Raw genomic sequence first — 25,201 nt, 5'->3', positions numbered from 1 at the left:
ACAGCCGCAGCGAGAACGCTGCGGCTTTGGACCGCGTATGGATTTAGCTGATGGTGCCGTTAATCAGCCCATCGAGGCCTTTTTTGGAGTATTCCAGCGTGGTGTCCCAGCCAATAACGGCTGCGGCCACGCCGCTGGCTACGCCGCCCAGGATGCCGCCGGCGACCATGCCGACGCCCTGGCCAATCGAGCCGACGCCCAGCAGGCCGCCGCCGTCGCCGCCGTGCTTACCGCCGATGACGGCGCCCGCCATGCTGCCCACGGAGGCGCCCAGAGCGATGGATGAAACGGCTTCCGCGGCATTGGAGACGGCGCTGCCAATCAGCCCCGACAGTCCATTGCTCATATCCCAGGAATAAGCGCCTGACACTTCATTCATTTCGATAACAGACAGTTCTTTCATTGGTTAATCTCCATATTTAAACGGACAAACACTGCCATACATGCGTGTTGTCATTGCATTGGCATCGGCCTGCAGCGCCTGATGCCACCAATAATGTCGCGCGAACAGACGACATTATATTTTTAATAGGGGTCTCTTTAATTCTGCGTAATGGTGAATGTCATCACCGCGTCGGCCTGTCCGGGGCTAATGGCTCCCGTTTGCTTATAGCGCGCCATCAAGGGGATCCTGATCTCTTTTTCAGCCGCGGTGTGGTAATTGATCGGTCTGGAAAACGTTAATGGATTACGGTTCTCATCCAACACTTCCACGGCGACGCCCTTCGCCGCATCGGCGCCGTCGGCGATATCAATCATTCCCACGCCAGGCGAATTTCCGGCCGCCTCGAACGTGACCTGAACCGGAATATTGTCCTCCTGACATTGCAGAACCACGGAAAAATTGCGTTCGGAAGACGCCGCCGTGCTGCCGACGCCGTTAAACTCGCTGCGTTTAGGGCTGCCCAGATTTACCGTTTGATTTTTATAGTTCAAATCAACCAGGCAACTTTTCTGAATGACCTTCATGCCGGAAATACTGATATCCAAAATGGAGGTCGAATCCAGATAATATCTGGCGATAATTTTCCCGCCCATATCGCCGCCGGTTTTGATCGGGCCGGTTTTAATAAACGTCAGCCGAACATCGTTTCGATTGATCCACGGCGTCAGCAAGTTGGGCGAAATCGCCGTGTTGACGGGCACGTTCTTATTGCTCTGCCATAAGTCTGAAATCGTCACCCCCACGCCCTCGATGCCCGTTTCAAATACGCCGGGCAGCGCGCTCGGCGTCAGCGGCGACATGGAGCGATAGGCGACCGAACCGGAACAAAGAAAAGAAAACGTCGTGCCGTTAATGCTGTTCTCGGTTCGAACAGCCAACTGCTCGCCGACTTCAATGCGCGGATCCACGGCCAGCGTCAGCAACCCCATACGGGCGGTTTTCGCGTTGGTGGTACAGGTGCCGGCATAAACCGCCGTCGTGAGCGTCGCCAGCCACACCAGGGCGCCGTAACCGAATATCCTGAGAAAAACGTTCATTTTCACTCTCACTTAAAAGTCATGATGGAAATAGAGCGAGATCTATTGGCAAACGCCGTTTAGGGTTTGGAGACCCGCTGACGGCGGCTCCGCCGGCAACTGGTAACGGATGCGGCATTGGTTCTCGCCATTCCTGCCCCACTGCGCGATGAGCAGACCCTTTTCCGCCATGCCGGTCAGATAAACCACGCCGTCGCCGCCGACCAGGAACGGCTGAGTCGCCCCCTCGGCAAGACGCAGGCTGGCGCCCAGCGGCAGAGGTGCCCCCTGCGAGTCCGTCACCTTCATCAAAATCCGTCTGCCGACGTTGGCTTTGAAATTCGCCCGGCTCACCGCGCCGCGAGTCGGCGTGACCGACTGGTTCGTCAACTCGAGATCGACATCATCCGGCAAGCTGTCGACATCGAGGCGAATCGAATTGTTGCGATAAGGCGTGGCGTAAGGAACGATCGCGTAGCCGCGCCAGTCGGTTTTCACCCCGACCTGATTGCCGACCGCCACATCGCTCGCGCCGGCCGCCTGTACCAGGGCGACGGTTTCGCCGAACGGTTGACCGAAGGTCACACCGTCTTCATGGGCGATCACCCCGCCCTTCACCCCGTAGTTGACGCGCTGTTGACTGCGATCGTAGGCATAGCCCGCCGTGAGTTCGCCGTACGTCGCGCGCCAGTCGGCGTTGGCGTTGCCGCTGTTGCCCTGGCCCTGGCTGCCATACCCTTCCTGTACGCTCCAGCTGAGGTTGCCGCCGGCCAGCGCCGTGCCGTTGAGGCCCGCCGTATGGCTGGTATTGCCTTTTTTGCTGGTGTTGAGGTTGTAGGTGGCGTAGGTGTTGCTCAGCCATTTCTCTAATGGCACGCTGATGTTGAAAGCGAAGATCTGATCGCGATCGTAAATGCGCCCGCGGTTCGAATCGCCGTAAATAGCCTGTGAATTCCGGCTGTAGCTGTAGTTAAAACCGTAGCTGATGCCATTCCAGCTATTGTTGTAACCCGCGCTCAGCGACTGCATATTGCGCTCGGAGCCCCAATAGTCTTCGGAGACCGCGCTGAGTGAAAGCGACCCCGCCCCTTCCCATAAATTCTGGTTCAGCGTGATTTCGCCGCGATTTTTGCGGCGGTCTATCGGGGCGTAACGGTTGCCGCTGCGATAGGTGTCCAGCACTTCCTGCAGCCCATAGTAGCCGCTGGTCGAATAGCGGTAGCCGGCGATGGCGAAGTTCGTCCCCGTCTCGACGATATTTTTGCTGTACCGCACGCGCCATGACTGACCATCGCTTTTCGGTTGATGCTCCTGCTTTGCCCACGCCTGGGTGACGTCGGCCGACAGGGCGCCGAACTCGCCCAGGTTCTTGCCCAGACCCAATGCCAGCGATTGATACGGCCCGGCGAATTGGCCGCCGCCATACAGGGTGAAACCGGCGGGCAAGCCATAAATCAGGCTGGCCTGCGAGAAGATCTTTTTATCTACGCTGTGATCGTAAGTGCGGTATTGCCCCGAGGTCAGCGCATATTTCAGCCGCCCTTCGCGTTGCAGCACCGGCAGGCTGGCGAAGGGAACGGTCAGGTGCTGTTCGCTGCCGTCCGCCTCCTTGATAGTCACCTCCAAATCGCCGCTGCCGCCGGTCGGGTACATGTCCGAAATTTCAAACGCGCCCGGCGCAACGTAACTCTGGTAGATGACATAGCCGTTTTGGCGAATGACCACTTGCGCATTGCTGCGCGCGATGCCGCGCACCACCGGCGCATAACCGCGCAGGCTTTCCGGCAACATGTCGTCATCGGAAGCCAGCTGCGCGCCGCGAAACGATACGCTGTCAAACACATCGGACGGGCTGCTGCTTTCGCCGAGCGTCAGCAAGCTTTTCAGGCGGATGATATTGCGCTGGGCGTAGGTATAGACGGAGTCCCAACGATCCTCCGACGCTCGCCCGCCGCCGGCGCTGTTGTAGCTCCAGGTGGTGTAGTTCCGCACTCGCCAGGCGCCCAGGTTGAAGCCCGGCCGCAGGTTAAGGTAATAACTGCTTGCGCTCTGGGTGAATCGATCGCGCCCCTTGCTGTTGCTGCCGGTGAAGCCATAGTTCAGCAGCATCGCCGGCAGGCCTTCATCCCATTGTTCCGGCGGAACGTATCCGCGCACCTTATTTTCCAACGCCGCCTGGGGGATACTCAGCATCAGGCGTTGGCGGTTAAATTGAAATTGCGCCGAGGCCTGCGGGATCGCGGCCAAATTCGCGCAGCGATCGGCACCGGCCAAACCGGGAAACAGCTCAACTTTCACCCCAAGCCGTTTCAGATCTTCCCGCGTCAGACAAGGCTGCAGATCGGCCTTCTCGTCGCTGCCGGCCCGCAGAGCGAACGACACCTCGCGCGTTTCCAGCAGCATGTCGTTCACCCAAATATCGACCCGATACGTGCCGGGAACCTGCTGGCCATTTTCAAAAATCGACAGATCGACGTGCTGCTGACCTGAGCGCCCGGTTTCCAGCAACGCCGGATTAAAATAGTCACGAGAGAAGGCGGGATTAGCCATGTTGCCGCATACCGCCGTTGTTGCCGTGAATAAGGCTATGCGTTTCAGCCAAGCATCCCGCTTCGCTAATATACGCTTTTGAGTTATCATTCATTAGCTCCATTATTGAAATGTTTTATCCCTCTGTCTGCCTTCCCTTACAGATTAAATACCTGACTGATGTTCTTTCCCTGTGCCGCCATAATCATTAATTAATTTCCAGCTTACCGACGTTGCGCCCGCCACGGGCAATGCAAACATTTCGCTGCTCATCGGCGCGATATACGCCACCTCTTTCATTTCCCGCCCCCCGATGCGGACATAATGAAAGTTCATATAATAAGGCGTTGGGTTGGTGAGTTTTAATTCTGAACCGACACGCTGCCATTTCAGCTGCTGCGTCACTTCTTCGGGCACCTGGCGGAGCAGCGGCGCCGGCCGATAAATCAATTTAATGCGGGTCTTGACCGCTATTTGCAGCGTATTCGATTTACCCGCCTGGGTTGTTGAAGGAATGGATTTAATATTCATCCAATACAAGCTTTCTTTATCTTTCGGTAAGCCATCGCCCACTTTCACGATGCGCAGCATATTTTCCTGGTTGCCGTCCAGCCGAAATAAAGGCGGCGTAACGATAAACGCGATTTTATCCACCCCGCTTTGTTGATTCTCCAGCCAGGACTGAATCAAATACGGTTCTTTATCCGGATTCTCCACGCTGATTGACGCTTCTTTTTTTTCGCCGTTGAATATCACCCGCGTCCCGCCAATCACCACGCCGGCGTGAACCGTAGACGCAAACAATAAAATAATGAAAGCCGCTAAGGCGCCGTAGCGATTAAAACGCATAATATTATCTCCGAGGCAATACAGCCCGCTGTGAACCAGCGGGCAAGAAAATATTATCAGTTATAATTCAGCGTAAAGGTGGCGACGCTATTGGCTTTACCGGCGGTAACATCTGCCTGCGTGGAAATATAGCGGGCGGTAAAATCGAGGTTATTTTTCACGCCGCTGCCGGAAGCCAACGGATAAGCCGTCGACGCCGTGTAAAGCGGCAGAACACTGTTAGAAATATCAGACAGTTGGATACCGACGCCGGTAGCGACATCCGTTTCCTGGGTCAGCTGCAATACGTTGCTGTCGCCGTTATCGGCCGCGCCGTCGAACTTAACGGTGGCGCTTTTTACCGTATCCGGACAATCGGTGACTTCCAGCGTGAATTTTGTCGCGCTGGACGTTGATCCCTTGCCACCCGCAAATGCCGTTCGGGCCACATCACCCAAAACAACATTTAATGGATTACTCAAGTCATTCGTGACCTTGCACGCAGCATCGACAATATTCCCGGTAAAATTAACCTGACCATCTGCTGCCAGAGCAGGTAAAGCGCTTGAACACGCTGCCGCGACAAATGCCAACATAATCACTTTTTTTTCCATCATGGGTACTTCTCCTTTTGATTAGACAGACTTCAAAATATCCCCGCCACGGAGAACCCGAACAGGGAGAATAGGAGCTCCGCTCCTTTCACAGTTAATTATGCTTAGCTTTCCCCCTTTAGCAATACATAAAATCAATGTAAAGATGAGAAAAGATAATTACCCCAAATAGAATTAGCATCATTCTTAATTTTATTTTGAAAAAACCGCCAAATCGGCGTTTCTTGATTCAATCATCTGGCCGCCAGGGAATTTATTCTCGCGCTATTCGAAGGCGCTTTCGCCAGATCCTCCTCATTTCTCCCTCAGCCGGAAAATCGGGCGACATCGCCGTAAAATGAAAGCCGGGCGATAAAACTCGCCCTGAAATAAATGACAGTTATATTACGAAAGGCATCACGACGCGGCGGCAGCGAGAGGAGCAGAGGAATAGGAAAAGCATGGCGATAACGGTTTATCGAACAGGAGGGAGAATAAGGCATTCGCCGTTCGTGAAACCGGCGCGGTCATGTGACAACGAGAAAATGGCGTTACGCAGAAATATTCTGTCTGACGCCGTTCACTATTTCGAAAACAAGGCAACAATGCGCTCTGTCGCGCAGAATAACGCATTGCCGCCTTATTGTTTTTCGGCGCCGCTAATTAATCGTCATGGCGATAATCTTCCCCCAGCCCTCTGCCGGGTAGGGTTTCACACGCCAGGCCATCGCCCGCGGGAACGGCGGACGGATAGTTATCGTCAGGCGTGATAAAGACCGGCGTGGTCGCGATAAACCCATCGTTGAACACCGCCTCGATAAAGGTGGCCTCCCAGCCTTGCGCCGGGGCGGCCAGACGAAACTCGCCGCGATCGGCCTCCGCTGCGGCCAACGGCTCCGGGGTAAAGCGTACGCCGCACGAATAACGAAAATCTCGGGCCGTGCGGTTGTGCGCGCTCCAACGCCGCACGGTGGCCGGCGGTTCGGAAAAACGCAGCGTGCGCACCGCAGCATCCGCGGCGCTGCCTTGCACCTCGATCGTCGGCAACGCGATATCGCGCTGGCGGCGCTTGATCATCGCCAGTATGGCGCGTTCGGCGGCCGGCCGGCTTGCCGCGCGATCCCCGTCGGCAATCACGCGCAGCGAAGCCTCTCCCGGTGAGGCGCTGAAATAGAATCGCGTGCTGTCCGGCGGATAACGTTCGTCGCCGCTGGCGATGATGACATATTTCGCCGCCGCTGGCCGCTCTCCCGCCGTCGGCGGCGGATAAGCGGTGGGATCCGCTATTTGCATCAGTTTGTCGAACGCCGGCGTCTCTATGCGCCGATCGATGCCGAGTTGGTAATAAGGATGAAACGCCAACGGCCAACGGCCGCCATACGTACGATAGGTATGCTTCAAGACCTGCCGCGCCGCGACCCCATCCGGGAACATGGCGACGACGGCATCGATGCGCTCATCCGACAATGACGCCAGCCACGCCGCGGTTGCGCCGCTCGCCGCGCCCGCCACGATGAATTTATCTATCCCCCATCGGCTCAATTCGCGCTGCGCCAGCGTCATGGTTTGCGACAAGGCCGCCGTCATGGGGATCGCCAGCGGCATCATCAAGTACTCATCCGCATCGTCCAGGAACAATCGCCAGCCTCGGGCCTGGCTGTCCTCCCCCGCACGACGCCGCCCCTCATTTTGATATTCCAGGTACGGATAAGGCAGCCGGTTGACGACAATCACGATGGTGTGACTTTCCGCCGCCAAGGCCGCCGGCGTAGCGACGGAAAACGCCGCATTTTGCTTGCCTGGCCCGCTCGCCCCTGCGGCGGCGCAAGCGCAGTCATCGCTCATCAGCACCAACGCTTTACGGGCAAGCGCCCCGTTGGGGATATAAATATCCACATCGTGCCACCATTGCGTCGGCCGGATGGCGTCTTGCGGCGACCAGGATTGCGACATCAACCGATAATGGCGTATCGACACGTCATGGCCGTTATCCACGCCCTTTAACGAATATGACAGAGGCAATATGGCCAACTGATTGTTATAACAAGGAATAACGGTGTGCAAGGCGGGATGTTCGTCCGCAAAGCAGCGATCTTCCTCTGCCGCCATGGCCTGCCGCCCGCCGATTAAGGCCAGGCAAATCAGCGCGATGTATCCGATGCGTTTCAGCATTTTTTCCTCCCCCCTTTGTCCGTGGCAAATCCCTTTTACGCCGCCTGGCGGCAGGAAACCTTCCGCGCGCCTAGAGCACCTGATGACAGCGTATCGGATAGCCAAAGCTGTCCTTTTCGAACGCCACGTCTCTGTCGTTCTCGCCCAGCAATAGGCTGTAAACGCCGTTTTCCTCATAACGGCTCATGGCGATATACAGCACCACCTCCCGATGGTCAGCGATCGTAAACTGTTTGCGCCTGGCGTTGATTTCCAAGGTAAACGCCACCACAGGATTGTTGTTCAGAAATACCGAGGTCTGCTGCATGGAGACGATCCTGCCCTGCGCTTTCTCGGTCACCTGAAAGGGCGTGGCGTCATTGGGGGCGCGTATATCCACCTTCTTTTGGATATAGATAAAGTTAAACACCGCCAACGCCACCGCCACGAACAGATTGATGACCATGATCAAGATGATTTTATTCGCCATGAACTCTCCCTTTGCCGTTCTTCCGGCTCCCGACATGAGCGAAGTAAAAGTGCCCTTGCGGGCACTTTTCATTAAGGGCCGGGCTTATGACGATTTACGGCCAAACAGCTGCGAGAAGGCGCTAATCCCGGCATCGATGACGGCGCCAATGCCCTCACCGAGTTTGGCGCCGGCGCCCGCCGCATCCGCGTGGATCCCGAATAGACCGGTACCGGCATCTACGATGGCGCCAATGCCATTGCCCAGGATTTTGCCGGCATCGGAAGCGATGCCTGCGCCGGAAACCGCCATGACTTCTGCTTCAGTCAGTTCTTTCATACTGTCTCCTTTGTATTTATCGACATGTTTAGTAATGAAAAAATGAAACCCTCACTGTTTGTTCACCTCCTTGTTAACTGCCCACGAAAGACCCTGTTGCCAATGCGTTCACCCGCGCGGCGGTGACAATGTCAGAACAGGCCGAACTCACGGCAGAGATAATCGGCGACGCCATTGCGGCTGTTGGGCAGCGCAATCGGGTTAAACGGCAGCGCGCGCTTCAATTCGCCCATGGCATTGCCCATCACCACCCCCGTTCCGGCCCAGCGCAGCATGTCCAAATCGTTCATCGCATCGCCGAAAGAGAGGCAATCGCGCATCGCTATCTGTTTGGCGCTCAGATAGTCGGCCACGCTTCTGGCCTTGGAAATATGCTTATCCATGATGTCTATCGTTTCCGCAGAGGACTTACAGATGGACAGCGTTTTTCCGAAAGCCTGACTGACCTCGTCGTAAAACCGCTCGATCAGCGCCGCTTCACCCTGCAGCAGCACTTTCAGGATCGGTTGCCGTTTCATCGCCTCCGGCTCGACATAGCGGCAAGCGACGCCCGAGGTTTTGATATAGTCGGCAAAATGCGGATTCTCTTCGGCCATCATCCATCCTTCCTGGGTGAACAACGTCACGTGGAGCGGACAGGCGAAGAGGTAATCCATCAACATCATTTGGCTGTCGCGAGGCAGGAAATAGCGTTTATCCGCCACCGGCCGCCCCTCGATATTGACCATCGCGCCATTGCAGGAGACGATCGCCGGCGAGAACCCCAAGCCATCCACAATCCCGCGCGCATCCGCATCGCAACGGCCTGTCGCGATGACGATTTCCAGCCCGCGGGCATGCAGGATATTGAGCGTTTCCACCGTCAGATCAGACAGATTCCCGGCAGGATCCAGCAAGGTTCCGTCAAGATCGCTCACGATCGCCCGGTATTTTATTTTGCCGTCGATAGCAAGCCACATATCACGCCTCCTCCGCCAGGATAATCCCGTCTTCGGCGCGGATTTCGCTGTCGGGCGGAAGGTGGGCGATCGCGAGCGCAATGGCCTGAAAACGGCGTCCTACCGCAACGATGCTCTCCTGAGCTATCTCGTGAGAATCATAAAACAGTGAAATGGCGAGCCGTTCCGCTTCGGGGAACAAGCACAGCACCGTCTGGTGGTTGCTGCCGCTGACGATATCCGTCACCCGGAACGTAAACGGCAAGCGCGGATCCTTCTGCGGTTGCGGCATGTTTTCAAACACAAACAGGCTGCCGAACGGCGAAGTGGGCACCCATTGTTCGTCGTAGCGGTTCAGTTCGGAAAAGGCGTACTTCTGCCTCAGCGTCTGGGAATCCGCGATATCGGCCAGCAACGCATAAATGGGCCGGCGGCGAATCGCCTGCAGGCGCAGCACCGGGCTGGCGACACACAGGCCAAACAGCGTCTGCACCTGCTCAATGTCCGCCGGGCGCTCGCTCATGGTTGTGCCGATCGCGATATCGTCACAGGCCAGCGCTTCGGCCAGCGCCAGCATCCAGGCCAGCTGCGTCAGTTGATTGACCGTGATCCCCTGGCGCCGGCAAAACGCGGTGAGGCTTGCCACCTGTTCCGCGGTGAATTCCGCGCCATATTGCCGCATACGTCGCCCCTGCGGCGCGGCATCCGGCGAAGCGCTCAACGGCAAACGTTGGTTGACCGGCGCTCCGCGCAAATAGTCCGCCCAGAACGCCTGCGCTTCGGGATCGTCGCCGTGCGCGCGCACATAAGCGGCGAACGGCTCAAATCGGTTAATTTCCAGCGCCGGCGCGCCCCCTTCCAGCAAGGTGAGGTAGTCGTTGAACCAGTGTTCGAACAGAACGCCGAGGGACCAACCGTCGAACAAGATATGGTTAAAGGTCTGCACCAGATAGTGCTCATCGGCGTTCAACTTGATCAGGCACCAGCGGATCAACGGCGGCGCATCCAGCTCAAACGAGGTTTCTCGTTCCCGGGCCAACAGCGCTTCCATCCTTTCTTCCAGCGAGGACGGCGGCGCATCGGTCCAATCCTCGATCGCGATCGGCGCCTGCAGCGTCTCGCAGATGAAGACGTTGGGCCGCCCACGGCGGGTTTGATCGCCAAACCCGGCGCGCAGCATTTCAAAGCGCTGCAGCGCCAGCGACCAGGCCTGGTTCAACACCTCCGGCTGCAGCGGGCCGGCCACCTCATAAACGGCCTGATCGATCTGATACTCGCGGTTAAGCCGGTTGAAATACATCAGTTCCCGCTGCGTAACCGTAGCCTCGAAAACGGCGGCGATGCGATGACGTTGCTGCCAGTGGTCCAACTCGGCGAGGCTGACGTCGGCATGGGGGAAGTCCCCCGGGCTGGCGAGGCGAACGCCCTGGCTCGCCTCGTGGCAACAGTGTTCGACAAGCGCCGACACGCTCTCCCTATAGTGCGAACCGAGCCGGGCCAGCGTCGCCTGCGGCAATAAGCCCGACATCACGATGCTCAGCCGGTCGCCGTGCACGTAGAGCACCAGATCCAGCACATTGTCGCTCGCCGGCAGCGCGCCGTTTTCCAGATCCGCCGTTTGGTCGATCAAGGCCCACAGGGCGTCGTCAGTCTGTTCGTTAAAGACGCCGAGATAGTTGAATGAAATGGCCGGCAAGCGGTGGCGCCGCAGACAGGCTATCGCTTCGTCGTCCGACGCTGAACCGTATTTCAGCGCCGAATAGCCGATGCCGTGATCCGGCATCTTTCTTAATGTGTCCTTGATGGCGCGCAGCGTGTGTTTTGGGCTCTGATGCGCGGTGATGCGCAAAGGCAGTAAGGCGGTGAACCAGCCGACGGTGTCGTCGAGCTGGATCTTATCGTCATTGATATCGCGGCCATGGTGTTCGAGCGTGAGGTAACTGTCCGCACGGCCATGCCAGGCCTGCAGCACCGGCGCCAGCGCCGCCAGCAACACATCGCGGGTCGAGGTACGGTAGGCCTGATGACAAGTGTCCATCAACAGCGTCGTCAACGCCGCGTCGCACTCTAAGCGGCAAAACGCCGGACTCTGCGCCCCCTCGCTGAGCGTGGCGTAATCGGGTTGCCCGGCGATCATCGCCAACCAGTAAGCGCATTGGTCATGCCGGCTCGCCGCGTAGTGCCTTAACGTCTCGCCCCACTGCCGGTAGCTGGTGCCTTTCGCCGACAGCGATTCGCCCTGATGCAACCGTCGCATGTCTCTGACGATGATGCGCCAGGACACCACGTCGATGATCAGATGATGGAATGCGCAGAACATCAACGCATAGCCGGGCGCGCTGCTGTCGAAAATGTAGACGAAGCGGCACAGCGGCCCTTCTACCGGATCAAACCCCGATTGCCATTGATGCAGAAGTTCGGCGCGGCTTTGGCGACAAAGCGCCAGGTCATAGTATCCCCATGAAGGGCCGCCGTCGGCCACCGACAGATAGCGCTGCGCGACCAGCGCGCCGGCATCGTCGGCGCTAAACCGCGCGCGCAGCATGTCATGGCGCGACGCCAGCCCGTTGACCAGATCGGCCACGCGCTCGGCGGACATCGGCGGCACCCGCACCAAAAAAGTCTGGTTGAAGAAGGCGCGATGTTGCGGCGGCTGCTCGTTGTACCAGCGCTGAATCGGCAACAATTCGAATTCGCCCTGCAGCTCGCCCTGTTCATTGAGCGGCGCAATCGCGTCCCGTTGCTGCAAGATGCGCTTGGCCAGTGCCCGCGCATTCCGGGTTTCGAACACCGCACGCGAGTTGCTGTGATAGCCCGACTTGCTCAATTCGCTGGTGAACACGATGCTTTGGATCGAATCGCCGCCCAGACGAAAGAAGTCGTCATCCACCCCAACCCGTTCAACGCCGAGGATCTCCGCCCACAGGGCGCAAATCAACGCCTCCAGCGCATTCTGCGGCGCGGCATATCGCTCGCTTTGCGCGAATTGCGGAGCGGGCAGCGCCGTGCGATCCAGCTTGCCGTTCACCGTCAGCGGTATCTCGTCGAGCGCAACATAGCTGGACGGCACCATGTAATCCGGCAGGATCCGCTCCAGCCGGGCGCGCAAATCGGCAGGATCCAGCGGCTCGCCCCGCGCCATCAGCACATACGCGGCAAGGCGCTTGCTATCGCGATGGACGACATCCACCACGACGCATTTCTCGACGCCCTCCAGCGCATTGATCGTATTTTCTATTTCGCTGAGTTCAATTCTGAAACCGCGGATTTTTACCTGGCAATCGTTTCTGCCGAGATACTCCAGATTGCCGTCGCGCAACTCTCGCACCCGATCGCCGCTTTTATACAAGCGTCGCCCGTTCAGCGTAATGAAACGCTCTTGCGTCTGCTGCGGCTGGTTGAGATAGCCGCGCGCCAGCGCGTCTCCGCCGATATACAGCTCGCCGGCCAGCCCTGGCGGCAACGGCTGCAGCCAGCGATCCAGCACATGAAGTTCGCGCCCCGGTATGGCTCGCCCAATCGGGATGCTGCTGCGGGTTTCGTCCGCCGCGATGGCGTACATCGTGGTGAACGTGGTGCATTCCGTCGGGCCATAGCCATTGATGACCTGCTGCGGGCGGTTGGCTTGCCGCACCAGGCGCTGCATCAGCGTGGCGGTCAGCGCCTCCCCGCCCACCAGCAGACAGCGCAGCCCGGCGAACAGGTCGGGGTGACTGAGGTAAAGATGATCGAACAGGCTGCGCGTCGCCCACAGAATCGATACCTGCTGCCGACGCAGCAAGGCCTCCAACTGCGGCACATCGCCGGCGATATCCTCCGTATCGCGCACGACGACCAATTTGGCGCCGTTGAGCAATGCGCCCCACACCTCGAACGTCGCCGCGTCGAACGCCGGGCTCGAGAGGAAGAGCAACACGTCATCGGGCGTGACAGCGATGCCGGATGCGGTCGCCAACCCGCACATCGCGTGTTGCTCGAGCATCACGCCTTTCGGGATCCCCGTCGATCCCGAGGTATAGATCACCGCGCCGAGCCGGTCGGCGCCGGTGACGGCCGGCAGATTCTGCCGCTCGTGCGGCAGGCGGTTCAGATCGCCCAGCGTGAGGACGGACACGGCGTGCGGCATCATCGCCGCCAGCGCCTCGGCGGCCGACTGCAGGCTTTCCCCGGCGATGAGCACCGGCGCACGCGTTTCTTCGAGAATATGCCGAATGCGCGCCTGAGGATAATTGCAGGAGAGCGGCACATAGGCCGCACCGGTTTTCAGCACCGCCAGCAGCGCCACCACCATTTCCAGGCTTTTCTCGCTGTACAGCGCAATCAGCGTGTCCGCCTGAGGGGCGCCCCCGGTCAGCGCTTGGTAGCGGAGCGTAATTTCGCGCGCCAGGCTATTCGCCATGCCGTTCAGCTCACGGTAGCTGACATGCAGCCCCTCAAACTCCAGCGCAATCTTATCCGGATAACGCAGCGCGATCGCCTCAAACCGGGCGCTGAGGGTTTCTCTCGGCAACGCAGGGACCGCGTCGTCATCTGGCGGCATGTCGGCGGCGGGATAAAAGGCGAGGTGGCGTAAAGGCGCGTCAGGCGCGCGCATCGCCGCTTGCATCAAACGCATGAAATGTTCCGCGCAGTCGCGCATGTCATCTTCGTCAAACATGTCCTGACGAAAACGCAGCCGGAACTGCAAGGCATCGCTGTCGGCCCGATCCTCATATTCCAGGGAAAGCGACGCGCTGGCCATATCGTGGTTGGCTTCAAACAACGGCGAAGTGGCGCAATCGGCCAGCGCCAATGCCGCATCGCGCAGGTTGGTTTGGGCAAAGGAAATCGGCATCGCGCGGATACCCAGCGCCTGCACCACCTGTTGCGTGGGCAGTTGGTTAAACCGTTGGCGCGAGTGCGGCGCCGCGGCGGTAATAAACGCCAGCGCGCGTTGATAAACGGCGGCGAAGCCTTCGCCGTCACGCAGCGCGAGGGGCATCACGCTGGTGTTGACATGCCCGCCAAGCGCAAATCTTTGCCCCTTTTTTATCGACACCGGATAGCTGATATAGACCGTTTCCTGATTGCCGCTGCGCGCCATCAAGATGCCCCACAGCACCAGCAACGCCAGAAAGTCATTCATTCGCCGTATTCCCGCGCTCTGCTTCAGCGCTTTCCATTGCGCTTTGGGCACCTGGAAACGCAGCTCGGCCGCCTCATCGTTTCGCACGGCGCCGCTTTTCTCAAAGGGCACGTCTATCACGCCCAAATTTGCCGCTTCGGCCCGCCAGTGCGCCAGCGCTCCATCGGCGGCCAGTTGTTCCACCTCGCGCTGCAGCTGCCGGTTGATGGCGGCAATCTCGGCCGCCTCGAGGCGGGTCGATAGCCGCTGTTGACCATAGTACTGGCTCACCAATGAGAAAAACTCGTCGGAAGACGCGCCGTCGATCACCAGATGATGGCCCACCAGCGCCAGGGTATAGCGCCCCGGCCCCTCGGCGAAAAGCGCCCAACGATAAAGCGGCCCGCGGTAAATGTCGAAGGGCTGGCGAATCACTTGGGTCAGCAGCGTGCGGTCCGTGTAATGCTGCAAAGGATGGATTGCGTCATTGCGACGCCAATACAGTTCGCCATTCCGTTCATGAATATGGCTGTTCAGCAGGACATGATCTTGCACCAGCGCATTCAGCGCAGCTTGTAATCTGATGGGATCCAGCGCGCCCTCAATACGCTGCAGCACCAATACGTTGTAATTACAGCCCTCTGGATGGCGGTCATATTCATCGATAAAAACTTTTGAATAGGGTGATACAGGAATCTCTTCCATGACAAACACTCCATTTAGAATACACGTGCCCTGCTTAACGGCGATCCATGCGGCATACCCAAACCTCTTTCGGCATCAGCTCGCTTATCTTTTCTGAGTAATAACCGATCAGCATGTTGATGCGCTTTTCTGCAATGACCTCCGCCGCCTGAGCGCAAATCGACTTGTAAAAATCAATAGGGATCATCACTTTGCAACGGCTATGCAGGTGCCGACAAACGCCGATGGCCCAGGAAAAACACTCCCTGGAAGGATTGGAAATATCCAAAAGTTCGGCACACTCACTGGAACAGCCAATCACAGCGTAGAGATTGCCTTTATTGATATAATGAATTTTATGATACAGAGGATGTTTTTCAATATATTCAAATGCGCGATGATCTTTTTCTCGCCCCAGATTATTGATAAAGCTGGCCTGCCGCGCTTGTCCGCCCTCGGTAAAACGAAAGGCCATAAACTTATCAGGCTTTAAGGTTAATTCGACGAAGGGATAGATTTGCGTATTGGTCGTTAAATACTTTCTAAAAATCTTTTCATAAACCCTGATCTTCCTGTCATCGGAAAAGCAGATATCCGCCGCCACATCCGAACGCCTGGCCTGCAGGAAAAAATCTTTCAAGACGGTGGAAGATTTGACCTGACGGTGGATCCCAAGATCGCCAAGCATATTAACATTAAAAGACAATTCATTGATTTTAAAAGGATAAAAACTGGATACAAACATCCCGAGATAACGTTCTTGATCCTTGTAAAATATGCCTGTTTTTTCCATCGGCGCCCCACAATGCGGATCGAGCAAATGCTTCCAGTGCAGGAAACGCTCCCCGCCCAAATCTCTGCCATAAAGCTCCTGCAATAATTTGAAATGATTATGAGAAACCGCTTCTCTCACAAAGACAGCCATGTTTTATCTCCCTATAAAACCGATTCCATGCCGGGCGGAAATCAATAAAAGATGACCGCTCAGCGCCGCTGATAATACGGCGCCGGACCGTTCGCGTCCTTTCCCTGATTAACAAGAGTCGCTGTGCATTTTTAACCAGCGCAAGAATTCAATATTATTATCGATGTTCAGTTTTCTCATAGCCGAACGTTTATGAATACTCACCGTTTTCGGGCTGATGCCGAGCAACATCGCCGTTTGGTTTTGTGAATAGCCCAGATGGATTAAACGGCACACTTTCCCCTCGCTAAAGGTCAACTGGGTACGACAACGCGGGCAATAGCTTGAAACCAAACTATTTTTCTTGCGATAGCAGAACATGACCTTGTCCACGATCGCCGCCACGCTGTCTTTGCGCGTAATACTTCCGGCTTCCAAATTGCAATGAATTTTAGGGAATGTCTTTTTATGCTCCAATATTGAAAAATAGAGCGGAATAGAAGAAAAGTTGCCCTGCAAAAGCTGGGTATGACAAAAATTTATGGACACCCGCTTGTCCGGCGCCCTGAATATGATGTTGGCACGTTCTTCTCCCGTGATCTTGGCCTTAATGCCATTCGTGAGAAAACCTTCTTGCAAGGCAAGACTCAACCCCAGCTTGAAGAATTGATTTTTATCCACAATAGCGATATTGACGCGCTCCATTAACAAACCTCCCTTTTGACTACGCTTGCTCACTCTCCTTACTGCAATATCATTGCTGTGATTATTTTTTGTTTTAACGTGCTTTTTAATAAAAAAGCGTTATAGGCGAAGCAAAAAAGACCTTGCCTCGCAAAAGTGCATTTTATATATAGGGTTATATAAATCATCTGCCCTGGAGAGCATACAAAAGCAAGACGCGGTAAGCTGCCGCGCTTCGCAAGGGAAATTGTTATCGTAAGATATATTTATAAGGCATCATTGCCATCAGCATCACGGTGCTAAGATTTTTCTCTGATACGTTAATTTTACTCCAAGAGCGCAATATATCCAGATAAATATCGAAAAAACACATAATATAGAACATAACATTGCGTGACATTGATTGTTAAGAGAATCCGTTTATGCATTAGGAATTTACTTATGATAAAGGCAGGATAATGCTTTTTTCGCACGAGGCGGCAGGGTCATCGCAGACCCTATTAAACAGAGTATAACCATATTCATTTTATTGTAAAAAAATTGCATAAAAAAAAGCTACACTTTATGGCAGTAAGTGATTCCCGCCCTTTCATGTAGACGGCAACAAAAAAGAAGAAGGCGAACCCATCGGCCGCCCGCGCAAGAAATGCCTGGTAGGAGTAAAGATTTTTCAGGAGTGATGCGCAGCGCAGAAAGATAACGCGGCATCGTTGACGAGCGGGATGATTTATATTTTTTTTATCCTCATCAATTTTTTAGCCTCCAGGCAGGAAACCAACCCGAGGTGATCTTTTTTTAGCTGCTTGTCGCTCCCAAGAGGAAGAATGACTTTGAACGTTTGCAACTTACCGTGATTATTATAGATATCAAAGACTATCACCGGCGGGCCATAACCCAGGATCATGCAGTCTAAAAACCGCAGAACGGCGCAGCCCAAGCGGCTCCTGGCCTCCCGGATGATTTTATCCGCAAGCTCATCATACCGGAAAGGTCTTTCCGGCGTCGTCAATACCTTCATAAGGTCTCCCTTCTGGTATATATCATTCCGATTTAAAATAATAACCTCATAAAACCGCCGCCGTTCAAGGCGAGTAAGATATAAAAACCCAGGTTTCGGCAATATATAATCTAACGATGCAAAATCAATCTAACAAAAAACACAATAGTATAAAAAAACAGCACGAGTTTTATTGAAAAAATGACCTGATTTGCAATAATGAAATTGCCTGAAGTAAAGGGCTAACTGAAAAAGGAGTTTCAATCATGAAAGAACTATCCGCAGTAGAAATTGAACAAGTTAACGGTGCTGGTTTTTTTGGTGACGTAGGCACACTGATTGGCAGTGCGGTAGGTACAGGTATTGATACCATTTCCGCGATTGCCGGTGTTAACCCGGATGCCAAAACCGTTGTCGGCACCATCGGTAAAGGTATTGGTCTGGCCGTCGATGCGCTGATTTCCAGCGGATTGCAGATCATCTCTAAACTGTAATAACAACTCATAATCATCCCTTCCTATTTTTTAATTCGCTTCATTTTAAGCACCTTCGCGGGTGCTTTTTTTTACATCAAAGAATCAAAAAATAGATAAGGTCAGAAAAACCAATATCCAAAAAAACAGGCTGGGTATCACCATGATAAAAAAACCCATGCGTTTATTGGCGTTTTTGAGCATCCAGTCATAGATCATCGCAACACTCCTTGTGAATACCAGGAGGCATTTCCGCCTCCCGGTATTTTATCCATCGAGTTTTTGATTACAGTTTCGGCACTTTGGAAAAGAAGTCCGCCATTTCGTGCGGGAACCCTTTCGCAATCGCCGGACGAAGATCGTCCATGGAAACATTAAAATCTTTCGGCTGCTCGCTCGTTTGCATTTTTTGGTGTGCGTTCACATTCGATTGCAGACCATTAAAAATGCCCTTCATATTGCCGAACATATCATCGCAAGATTTTGTCACATTACTCATGACCGACTTGGCCGCATCCGGCCCCGACATTTGAATATTGCTGACGCCTTGCATAAACGGTTGACTCAGCGACGATTGGGAATTGGTGCCCAAATTGCCGCCGGCCTTCATGGTTTCTAAAATTTTGGCTGGATCTAACATGTTTATCACCTCTTTACGGTTGTGTTTACATCGCTTTCGGGCACGAGAATCCTCGCAACGCCCGTGACCAAAGTGGGAAATCTTTCATCGTCGAGCGCAATTCCAGTTTGAGCACGCCCACCACCGACGACATCGACATCGTCAGCTCTCGCCTGTCGCTGGCGAGCGGCACGGGATTGCTGGCGTCGAACATCCGGAACAAGGCCCAGGGCCCGTCGAAACTGGCGACCTGGATCTGGCCGGTGCCAGTGCGGAAGGTGAGTCGAACATAGCTGCCGCCTTTCGGGCCCGGCCAATCGATACGGGTAGGCTGGCTGAAGCCATGGCTGTAGTTAATCACCTGCCCATCGATATCCAGGGTCGCCTCCGTAATGGTCGGCGTCAGGGACAACGGCCTGATGAACATGGAGAAGGACAGCTTGTCGCCGGCGGTGAAGAAGGTATCGCGGATCAGGCGGGCATTTTCAAACGCGCCCAGCGTGCTGGCATTGACGATCCCCTCTGAACCCGGTTTGGCATTCCATTTCTGCGCGTTGACGTCCACATAAGGGGCCAGGTTCTCATCGAAGAACTGCTGCATCGCGCCGCTTTGGCCAAACATGCGCGAGAAGTCCTCGATGCCGACCTCCGCTCTGGCGTTGCGCGAGAACGGATAACGCCCGCTGATGCTGCTCTTGCACAAGCCGGAGGCCAGCGACGAAGCGCCTTTGCTCAGGTTCTTTTGGCTCTGCTGAATAGTCTGGCTGTCCCCGACCTGCAACAGATCCATCATCACGCTGCGCACCGGTTCCGGCTGGCGCGCCGCATCCAACTGCAGACGCTTCAGCGTGCCTCCTGCGGGCACCACCTGGCCGCCGCGCAGCGAGGTGGACAAGGTGGTCAACTGGCTGTACAGCGCTTCGAAACTGCGGCTCAGCGGATCGTTGCTGGCGTTGGTGGTCTGCAACAGCTGATAGCCCAGACGCCGCAGCAGCTCGAAGCGATCTTCCACCGCGCGTTCCGGCGTGAGACGAAAACGCGCGCGCTCGCCGGAAATCTCGCCGAGGATGTCGCGCCGCTGCTGCTCGATGCGATTGCGCTGGCGATCGAACCAGCTTGCCGCATCGCCCTGGTTGGTGCCGGTCATGCTGGTTTCGCGCGCGGCGAAGCGCACCAGATTGGCCAGCGGGGAAGAAGGGTCGGACAGTTGACGCGCCAGGATCGCCGCATCCTCAAGCCCGTTGACCGGCCGGGCGCGCACGTCGCGCATGAAAGCATCCCATTTGTCGGCATACTCGATGAGGTATAGCTTCCTCGCCTCGTCGGCCAGCTTCTGCGCCGAAGCCAGCGAGTTCACCGCGTTTTTCCCTTCCGCGCTGTCGCGCAGCACCCAGGACTCTTCTTCGATCATGTCCTTGGCGGCGTCATCGAGCTGCGCCAGGAAAACGTCGCGATAGCTGGCGCGGGTATAGAACCCCGGCACGGCGGTATCGGTGACCGTCGCCTGGCTCTTGCGGCGCAGCATCAAGGAGACGTTCGGCCCGGCGGCGTCGGCCAACGAAATATCGTTGATCGCCGCCGGCAACGGTTTCTCTTCGATGCGGCGCACCACCCGCACCTGCATCGGAATGTTCATCGCTTTCACCCGCGCCAGGCGCAGCAGATCGCCGTTCATCTTCATGACCGGCGCGTCCGGCAAAGAGAACATCTCCCGCAGATGGTAAGCAAAGATGCCTTTGTTCATGTCGGTGTAGCCCTGCGGCATAAAGGTTTCCCAGCGCGCCATGAACCAGTCGACCAAGGCTTCGGCGGAGCGGTGCGAGGGTTCGCCCATCATCAGGTACACTTTCAGGGTGCCGTAGACGTCCTTGTTGGACGCCGAGACGTCATTCTTGAGTTCGTCCGCGATATAGTTTTCCACCGCCGGCCAGAAGATCTGCAGCAAATGGCGTTGGTAGGTTTTTTGCGCCGCGCTGTTGATCAGCTTGTGCTCGAAATAGGGATTCGGCACCGGCGACACTTCGCCGCCCAATTGCGCGTTCATGTACCCCAGCTGCTCATAGGCGGAAATGACATCGTCGCTGACGCGGTTAGTCACCGGAATTTCGCGCACGATGCGCTTTGTCTCATCGAAGCGCGCCGCAATGTAGGAGATGTAATCGCTCTCCCACAGGTAACGCATCGCCAGCAGGTTAAACGAGACCGCCAACAGAATGAGCACCAGCACATAGCGGCCCAGGGAGCTCATGCGGCTGCCGAGCGGCCTGGCGTGCGAAGACTGCTGCATCACCCCGCGTTCTTGCCGGGCATAATCCAGCTCCGGGTGATAAATGCGCCCGGTCGGGCGAGCTTCATAGATATCCGCCGCTTCCGCGTTGTAGATCGCCCCCTGCGGCGGCAAGGCGATGGTGCTGCCCAGCCACACCTGCTGCAGATGGCAGGCGTAGCCCACCGGCGTTTGCGGGAAGATCTGCTCTAACAGGGAATACAACGGGTTGCCCAGCGACCCCAGCGATTCAGTGAAGAACAGCAGCTGTTGGCGGTTTTGGCCGTCCGGCGCATCGTGCAACAGTTCGAGCACGTGATGGCTGACGCGCGCCACCATCTCCCGGTAGAGGGTTTCATACTGCTCGAAGGGGGTTTCTCCCTGTTCGGCGCGGTTCAGGCTGAAGCCCATGCCTTTTTGCAACAGATCGTCACCCAGCATGGACAGGAAGGTCTCGCCGCCGACCAGTTGATCGAGGTGGCTGATGGTGAGATAGACCGGCAGCTCGCTGCGGAACCACGAGGCCATCTCCAGCAGGCGCACGCGCAGCGCGTCGGCGACCGACTTTCTCTCCGTCAGCGAGGCGTGCAGCAACCAACGCGCATCCAGACACAGCATGATGCCGTCGATGCCCGGATGGCGGCGATGGCGGCGGATCAGTTTGAACAGGGTGTCGCGCGCCCTGGCGCCCTCTTCCCCCAGGCCGTTCAACTGCAGCCATTCGCCGGAGGTGTCGACATACACCGAATTCTCCGCCAGCCACCAGTTGCAATCCTGGGTCGGCCCGACGTCCACCGTCTGCTGCAGGCCATAGTGCTCGGCCAGCAAGAAGCGTTCGCCGCTTTCGCCGATCAGCGAGGTTTTGCCGCTGCCCGGCGGCCCGATGACCAGAAACCACGGCTTTTCGCTGACGTAACGGCGCGTCAGGCGGTATTTGAAGCGCTGCCAAGGGGTGCGCTGCTTCGCCGTGCCGACGTACTGCAAGGTGCGCAAGGCGTCGTAAAAGCGCGAGGTCACGCGGTCTCGCTGGGCGGTCTTGCGTTTGGCCGGGGCCGGCGCTCGCGCGTGGCGGAACACCCAGGATAAGAACGTCGCCACGAACGGCCAGAGCGCCCAGCACAGGATCAGCGCGATGATGATGCCCCTGACCCAGACCGACAGCAGCGGCCGATAGGTGCCGATGGCGATCAACGGCCCAATCCACCACACCACCGCACACAGCAGCAAGGCAATCACCAATATGAATGATCTACGTATCATATAATTTCCTTATTATCTCTACGCCGGCGGATGTCTTAGTTATCCTCGGGGACCTCGGCGGCTACCCCTGCCTGATTTAACGTTGCAGACGGTGAAGCCATCTCCCTCTCGCCGATTTTCCAAAGGATGTCCACGCGGCGGTTGCGGCGGCGCCCTTCTTCCGTCGCGTTGTCGTCCAGCGGCTCCTGATCGCCCTTGCCGACCGATGTCACGGTGCGGTTGTATTTACTGTTGGCCAAGGATTCGCGCAGCTTGTCGGCGACCGTCTGCGCGCGAGCCTCGGACAGTTTCAGGTTGGAGTTGTTGGAGGTGTTGCGATACGGTTTGTTGTCGGTATGCCCGATGACCTCCAGATCGCCCGGCCACGGCGCCAGCGCTTCCCCCAAACGCTCAATGTTGCGTTTCTTTTTAAACTCTTCCGACAGCTTCGACTGCCCGGTGGCGAACGCGCCGTCGGAGGTGAAGATCAACAGCCAGCCGCGCGGATCGGCGCGCACCTCCAGCCACCCTTCGCTGAGGATTTGCGGCAGCGGCTGCGGCAGCGTCTCCATGATGTTGATTTTGCGCGGCTGCGGCGGCGTCCAGGCCAAAATGGCGTTGCGCAGCGCGCGGGACTGATCGTGCAGATACCAGGCGGCCGAGGCGTACGCCAGCAGCGCGATGGCCAGGCCGTAGCACAGCAGCTTCAGCGGCGTGATGCGGGTCGCCTTGCGCACCACGTTGCTCGGCTCGGCATCGGCCAGCGTCTGCGTCGGGTTCTGGCTGTACAGATAGCCGTCAAGACGGTTGCGCACGTCGGCCAACAGCACCGCGCCGCGTTCCATTACGTGGTATTGCCCTTCGAAGCCCAGCGACAGGATCAGATCGTAAAACGCCAGGATCTCCTTGTTGCGCGGCGAGGCGGCCAGATAGGCCTGCAGGTGCTCGAAGCACTTTTCCCCGCCCCAGGCGTCGCGATAAAACTCCACCAGCAGGCTGAGATTCAGTTCGCCGGATTCGAGCGTGCTCATGCAGCACTCATCCACGTAGGAGCACAGCAGATAGGCCAGCTTGTCCACATCGCTCGGCGCGATGTGATCCGCCAGCAGCGTCTGCTGAAACTGTTGGATCTCACGCACGATCTGCGCGCGCACCGCGCCCGGATTCAGCTGTTTCTGATCGCGCACCCGCTCCACCTGCAGCAGGACCGGGATAGCGGCGGCGATCAGCGGGTTGTCCCAATGGCCCATCATCACGCCGGGCTTGCTCAGCGCGGCGCGGCCGAACAGCCCGCTCGAGGTCGGCGCCGCCTCGGCCGGGCGCTCGCCCGGCGCGGGCTCGCTGCTTTCCGGCGCAACGCTTTCCGCTTCATAAGGCTTGGGTTCGGGGGGCGTCGCCACCCCGGCGCTTCCCGGCCGCAGCTTGGCGGCCAGCGCCCGCGCGCCGAAGGACAGCGCGGCGATCTCCGCCGTCGTTTTGCCCACCGAGCCGGACGCGGGAAGGCGCGGTGTCGCGTTGTTGCGCGTTACCGCCATCGCCTCGCGTATTTTTCTCTCGAATTCGTTCATCCCACCCTCCCTTGCCTTAATCCCCAGACGTCAAAACGCAGGTCGGGGAAATCACCCACGATGCTGAGCGCCATCGCCGAGCCGGCCATCATTTCCTTATAAATCGGGTCGGCATGATCAACCTCGAAATAGATGCTGTTCGGGTAATACGGTATGTGCCGCGGCGGCGAAGCCATCGGCAGCAAGCGAGCGCCCGGTAATTGCAGATCGATCAGCTGAATGATTTTCTCGACCGGCCCCAGTTTGACCTGCGCGGGGAAATACGAGCGCAGATGCTCGATGGACAAACCGCAGCTGACGGCGAACACCAGTTTTTCCAGGCGCAGCTGCGAGTCGTTCGGGCACAGATAAATGCTGTCGCCGCGATCGATAAACGGCAACGCCACCGCCGGCGCTTCGATCACCAGCGACAGCGCGCGGCGAATCGAGGCGAACAGCTGGAAGTAGCAGTTGTGCGGTTCATCGTGCAGATACACCAAATCGGCCCGATCCCAGAGGCGTTCGCCGCCGGGAATGATGCTGAGCCGCCCCAGCAGGCTCAGCAACGTGTCGAACAGGGTTTCAGGATGTACCTGCGGGCTGGCCAGCAGTTGGCTGATGCGCAAATTGAACTCGCTCAAGGTTTGCAGCAGCAGCAGTTCCAGCAGCTCGGAAAGCCCGCCGATCGTCATATGCACGTCCGGGCGGAAAACCGACTCCAGACGCTGGCTGATCAGCCCAAGCAATTCGGTGGTGAAAGCGGGCAGCCAGCCGATGGCGCGGAAATCCAGCATCGGCGGCAAGGCGCGCTCATCCAGCAGCACCCGACGATCGCTGGTCAGCTCGCGCACGAAACCGACCGGCAGCACGCTTTCCGCGCTGCTGACCGCGTCCTCCAGGCTTAGCCGCGTCACCAGGCTGCCCAGTTGCATCGTGCACACGCGCGGGGTCCCTTCCAGGCTGACGCCGTGGTTGCGATCCGGCACCTCGGCGTCCATGGTGCGAAAACGGCTGCTTTTTCGCGCATCCTGGATAAGATCGATCTGGGCGTTGCCGGCGATATCCATCAGCACGGACAGGCACACCACTTTCCCCTGGCAGCCTTCTCCCAGCACCAGCGGCGGCGGCAGCGGAATATCCTCAGGCATGCTGAACGCCGTGCCGTCGGGGAAAACGCCCTTGGCTTTCTTCAGCGCAAACTTGCCCTGTTCCAATAGCCCGTTGTCGATCTCCAGCGTCAGGAACCCCCAGGTGAAGGTTTCGACGCTGCGCAAGCGCGCTTCAATCAAGTGCTCGAAAAAACGTTCCTGCTGCTGGAAATGCTGCGGTTCCATCAACATGCCTTCTACCCAGGCGACGCGTTGTTTAGGTAACAT

18 protein-coding genes are annotated in these 25,201 nt (G+C 57.1%); 1 reads left to right on the top strand and 17 read right to left on the bottom strand.

What is annotated here, in order from left to right; translation table 11 throughout:
• Positions 1-43 precede the first annotated feature (43 nt).
• From ACJ8J1_RS03960 to ACJ8J1_RS03900, 13 genes are all read right to left on the bottom strand, one after another.
• A complete protein-coding gene (locus ACJ8J1_RS03960; RefSeq protein WP_004935280.1) occupies positions 44-403 on the bottom strand; it encodes a hypothetical protein in 360 nt (119 codons plus the stop codon).
• Between the two features lie 137 nt (positions 404-540).
• Entirely contained in the window at positions 541-1,482 is a 942-nt protein-coding gene (locus ACJ8J1_RS03955; RefSeq protein WP_033643645.1) for a fimbrial protein, read from the bottom strand.
• Positions 1,483-1,524: 42 nt separating this feature from the next.
• A complete protein-coding gene (locus tag ACJ8J1_RS03950; RefSeq protein ID WP_033643646.1) occupies positions 1,525-4,101 on the bottom strand; it encodes a fimbria/pilus outer membrane usher protein in 2,577 nt (858 codons plus the stop codon).
• 54 nt (positions 4,102-4,155) lie between these two features.
• The gene (locus ACJ8J1_RS03945; protein ID WP_033643647.1) at positions 4,156-4,839 is read right to left on the bottom strand and encodes a fimbrial biogenesis chaperone; all 684 of its coding nucleotides are present in this window, start codon (positions 4,837-4,839) and stop codon (positions 4,156-4,158) included.
• A gap of 56 nt (positions 4,840-4,895) precedes the next feature.
• Positions 4,896-5,435: a fimbrial protein gene (locus tag ACJ8J1_RS03940; RefSeq protein ID WP_004935293.1), complete on the bottom strand. Its 540-nt coding sequence runs from the start codon at positions 5,433-5,435 to the stop codon at positions 4,896-4,898.
• 639 nt (positions 5,436-6,074) lie between these two features.
• Positions 6,075-7,583 carry a PhoPQ-activated protein PqaA family protein gene (locus tag ACJ8J1_RS03935; RefSeq protein ID WP_033643648.1) on the bottom strand — a complete coding sequence of 503 codons (1,509 nt, stop codon included), beginning with the start codon at positions 7,581-7,583 and terminating at the stop codon, positions 6,075-6,077.
• Between the two features lie 70 nt (positions 7,584-7,653).
• Positions 7,654-8,052, bottom strand: coding sequence for a hypothetical protein (locus tag ACJ8J1_RS03930; protein WP_033643649.1), 399 nt, complete (start codon positions 8,050-8,052; stop codon positions 7,654-7,656).
• A gap of 84 nt (positions 8,053-8,136) precedes the next feature.
• Positions 8,137-8,370: a hypothetical protein gene (locus ACJ8J1_RS03925; protein WP_004935304.1), complete on the bottom strand. Its 234-nt coding sequence runs from the start codon at positions 8,368-8,370 to the stop codon at positions 8,137-8,139.
• Between the two features lie 131 nt (positions 8,371-8,501).
• Positions 8,502-9,329, bottom strand: a complete 828-nt coding sequence (locus ACJ8J1_RS03920) for a Cof-type HAD-IIB family hydrolase (RefSeq protein ID WP_033643650.1) — start codon at positions 9,327-9,329, stop codon at positions 8,502-8,504.
• A 1-nt stretch (position 9,330) separates the two neighbouring features.
• Entirely contained in the window at positions 9,331-15,117 is a 5,787-nt protein-coding gene (locus tag ACJ8J1_RS03915; RefSeq protein WP_033643651.1) for a non-ribosomal peptide synthetase, read from the bottom strand.
• A gap of 34 nt (positions 15,118-15,151) precedes the next feature.
• Positions 15,152-16,021 (bottom strand): hypothetical protein, encoded by an 870-nt coding sequence (locus ACJ8J1_RS03910; protein ID WP_033643652.1) that lies wholly within the window; start codon positions 16,019-16,021, stop codon positions 15,152-15,154.
• 108 nt (positions 16,022-16,129) lie between these two features.
• Positions 16,130-16,705, bottom strand: coding sequence for a helix-turn-helix transcriptional regulator (locus ACJ8J1_RS03905; protein ID WP_004935315.1), 576 nt, complete (start codon positions 16,703-16,705; stop codon positions 16,130-16,132).
• A gap of 706 nt (positions 16,706-17,411) precedes the next feature.
• Entirely contained in the window at positions 17,412-17,702 is a 291-nt protein-coding gene (locus ACJ8J1_RS03900) for a hypothetical protein (RefSeq protein WP_004935318.1), read from the bottom strand.
• A 245-nt stretch (positions 17,703-17,947) separates the two neighbouring features.
• On the opposite strand from ACJ8J1_RS03900, the gene ACJ8J1_RS03895 reads away from it, so the two are divergent.
• On the top strand, positions 17,948-18,175 hold the full coding sequence (locus ACJ8J1_RS03895; RefSeq protein WP_004935320.1) for a hypothetical protein: 228 nt from the start codon (positions 17,948-17,950) through the stop codon (positions 18,173-18,175).
• 265 nt (positions 18,176-18,440) lie between these two features.
• Here the strand turns inward: ACJ8J1_RS03895 and ACJ8J1_RS03890 are convergent, their stop codons facing one another.
• Genes ACJ8J1_RS03890 through tssK form a run of 4 tightly spaced genes read right to left on the bottom strand, consistent with a single transcriptional unit; the run spans position 18,441 to position 25,201 of the window.
• Positions 18,441-18,794, bottom strand: coding sequence for a DUF6277 family protein (locus ACJ8J1_RS03890; protein ID WP_033632662.1), 354 nt, complete (start codon positions 18,792-18,794; stop codon positions 18,441-18,443).
• Between the two features lie 25 nt (positions 18,795-18,819).
• A complete protein-coding gene (tssM, locus tag ACJ8J1_RS03885; protein WP_033643653.1) occupies positions 18,820-22,299 on the bottom strand; it encodes a type VI secretion system membrane subunit TssM in 3,480 nt (1,159 codons plus the stop codon).
• A 35-nt stretch (positions 22,300-22,334) separates the two neighbouring features.
• On the bottom strand, positions 22,335-23,846 hold the full coding sequence (icmH, locus tag ACJ8J1_RS03880) for a type IVB secretion system protein IcmH/DotU (RefSeq protein ID WP_033643654.1): 1,512 nt from the start codon (positions 23,844-23,846) through the stop codon (positions 22,335-22,337).
• Positions 23,843-25,201 carry a type VI secretion system baseplate subunit TssK gene (tssK, locus tag ACJ8J1_RS03875; RefSeq protein WP_021505816.1) on the bottom strand — a complete coding sequence of 453 codons (1,359 nt, stop codon included), beginning with the start codon at positions 25,199-25,201 and terminating at the stop codon, positions 23,843-23,845. Before tssK ends, icmH begins: the two co-directional genes overlap by 4 nt.

Source organism: Serratia sp. CY37869 (genome assembly GCF_052168895.1).
Lineage (GTDB): Bacteria > Pseudomonadota > Gammaproteobacteria > Enterobacterales > Enterobacteriaceae > Serratia > Serratia ureilytica.
The sequence above is the reverse complement of the archived record's forward strand: the minus strand, read 5'-3'. Positions and strand labels throughout refer to the sequence as shown.

Bases quoted from the DNA above. Each gene is read 5' to 3' on its own strand.
- ACJ8J1_RS03960 (WP_004935280.1), bottom strand. From the start codon at position 403: ATGAAAGAACTGTCTGTTATCGAAATGAATGAAGTGTCAGGCGCTTAT.
- ACJ8J1_RS03955 (WP_033643645.1), bottom strand. From the start codon at position 1,482: ATGAACGTTTTTCTCAGGATATTCGGTTACGGCGCCCTGGTGTGGCTG.
- ACJ8J1_RS03950 (WP_033643646.1), bottom strand. From the start codon at position 4,101: ATGATAACTCAAAAGCGTATATTAGCGAAGCGGGATGCTTGGCTGAAA.
- ACJ8J1_RS03945 (WP_033643647.1), bottom strand. From the start codon at position 4,839: ATGCGTTTTAATCGCTACGGCGCCTTAGCGGCTTTCATTATTTTATTG.
- ACJ8J1_RS03940 (WP_004935293.1), bottom strand. From the start codon at position 5,435: ATGATGGAAAAAAAAGTGATTATGTTGGCATTTGTCGCGGCAGCGTGT.
- ACJ8J1_RS03935 (WP_033643648.1), bottom strand. From the start codon at position 7,583: ATGCTGAAACGCATCGGATACATCGCGCTGATTTGCCTGGCCTTAATC.
- ACJ8J1_RS03930 (WP_033643649.1), bottom strand. From the start codon at position 8,052: ATGGCGAATAAAATCATCTTGATCATGGTCATCAATCTGTTCGTGGCG.
- ACJ8J1_RS03925 (WP_004935304.1), bottom strand. From the start codon at position 8,370: ATGAAAGAACTGACTGAAGCAGAAGTCATGGCGGTTTCCGGCGCAGGC.
- ACJ8J1_RS03920 (WP_033643650.1), bottom strand. From the start codon at position 9,329: ATGTGGCTTGCTATCGACGGCAAAATAAAATACCGGGCGATCGTGAGC.
- ACJ8J1_RS03915 (WP_033643651.1), bottom strand. From the start codon at position 15,117: ATGGAAGAGATTCCTGTATCACCCTATTCAAAAGTTTTTATCGATGAA.
- ACJ8J1_RS03910 (WP_033643652.1), bottom strand. From the start codon at position 16,021: ATGGCTGTCTTTGTGAGAGAAGCGGTTTCTCATAATCATTTCAAATTA.
- ACJ8J1_RS03905 (WP_004935315.1), bottom strand. From the start codon at position 16,705: ATGGAGCGCGTCAATATCGCTATTGTGGATAAAAATCAATTCTTCAAG.
- ACJ8J1_RS03900 (WP_004935318.1), bottom strand. From the start codon at position 17,702: ATGAAGGTATTGACGACGCCGGAAAGACCTTTCCGGTATGATGAGCTT.
- ACJ8J1_RS03895 (WP_004935320.1), top strand. From the start codon at position 17,948: ATGAAAGAACTATCCGCAGTAGAAATTGAACAAGTTAACGGTGCTGGT.
- ACJ8J1_RS03890 (WP_033632662.1), bottom strand. From the start codon at position 18,794: ATGTTAGATCCAGCCAAAATTTTAGAAACCATGAAGGCCGGCGGCAAT.
- tssM (WP_033643653.1), bottom strand. From the start codon at position 22,299: ATGATACGTAGATCATTCATATTGGTGATTGCCTTGCTGCTGTGTGCG.
- icmH (WP_033643654.1), bottom strand. From the start codon at position 23,846: ATGAACGAATTCGAGAGAAAAATACGCGAGGCGATGGCGGTAACGCGC.
- tssK (WP_021505816.1), bottom strand. From the start codon at position 25,201: ATGTTACCTAAACAACGCGTCGCCTGGGTAGAAGGCATGTTGATGGAA.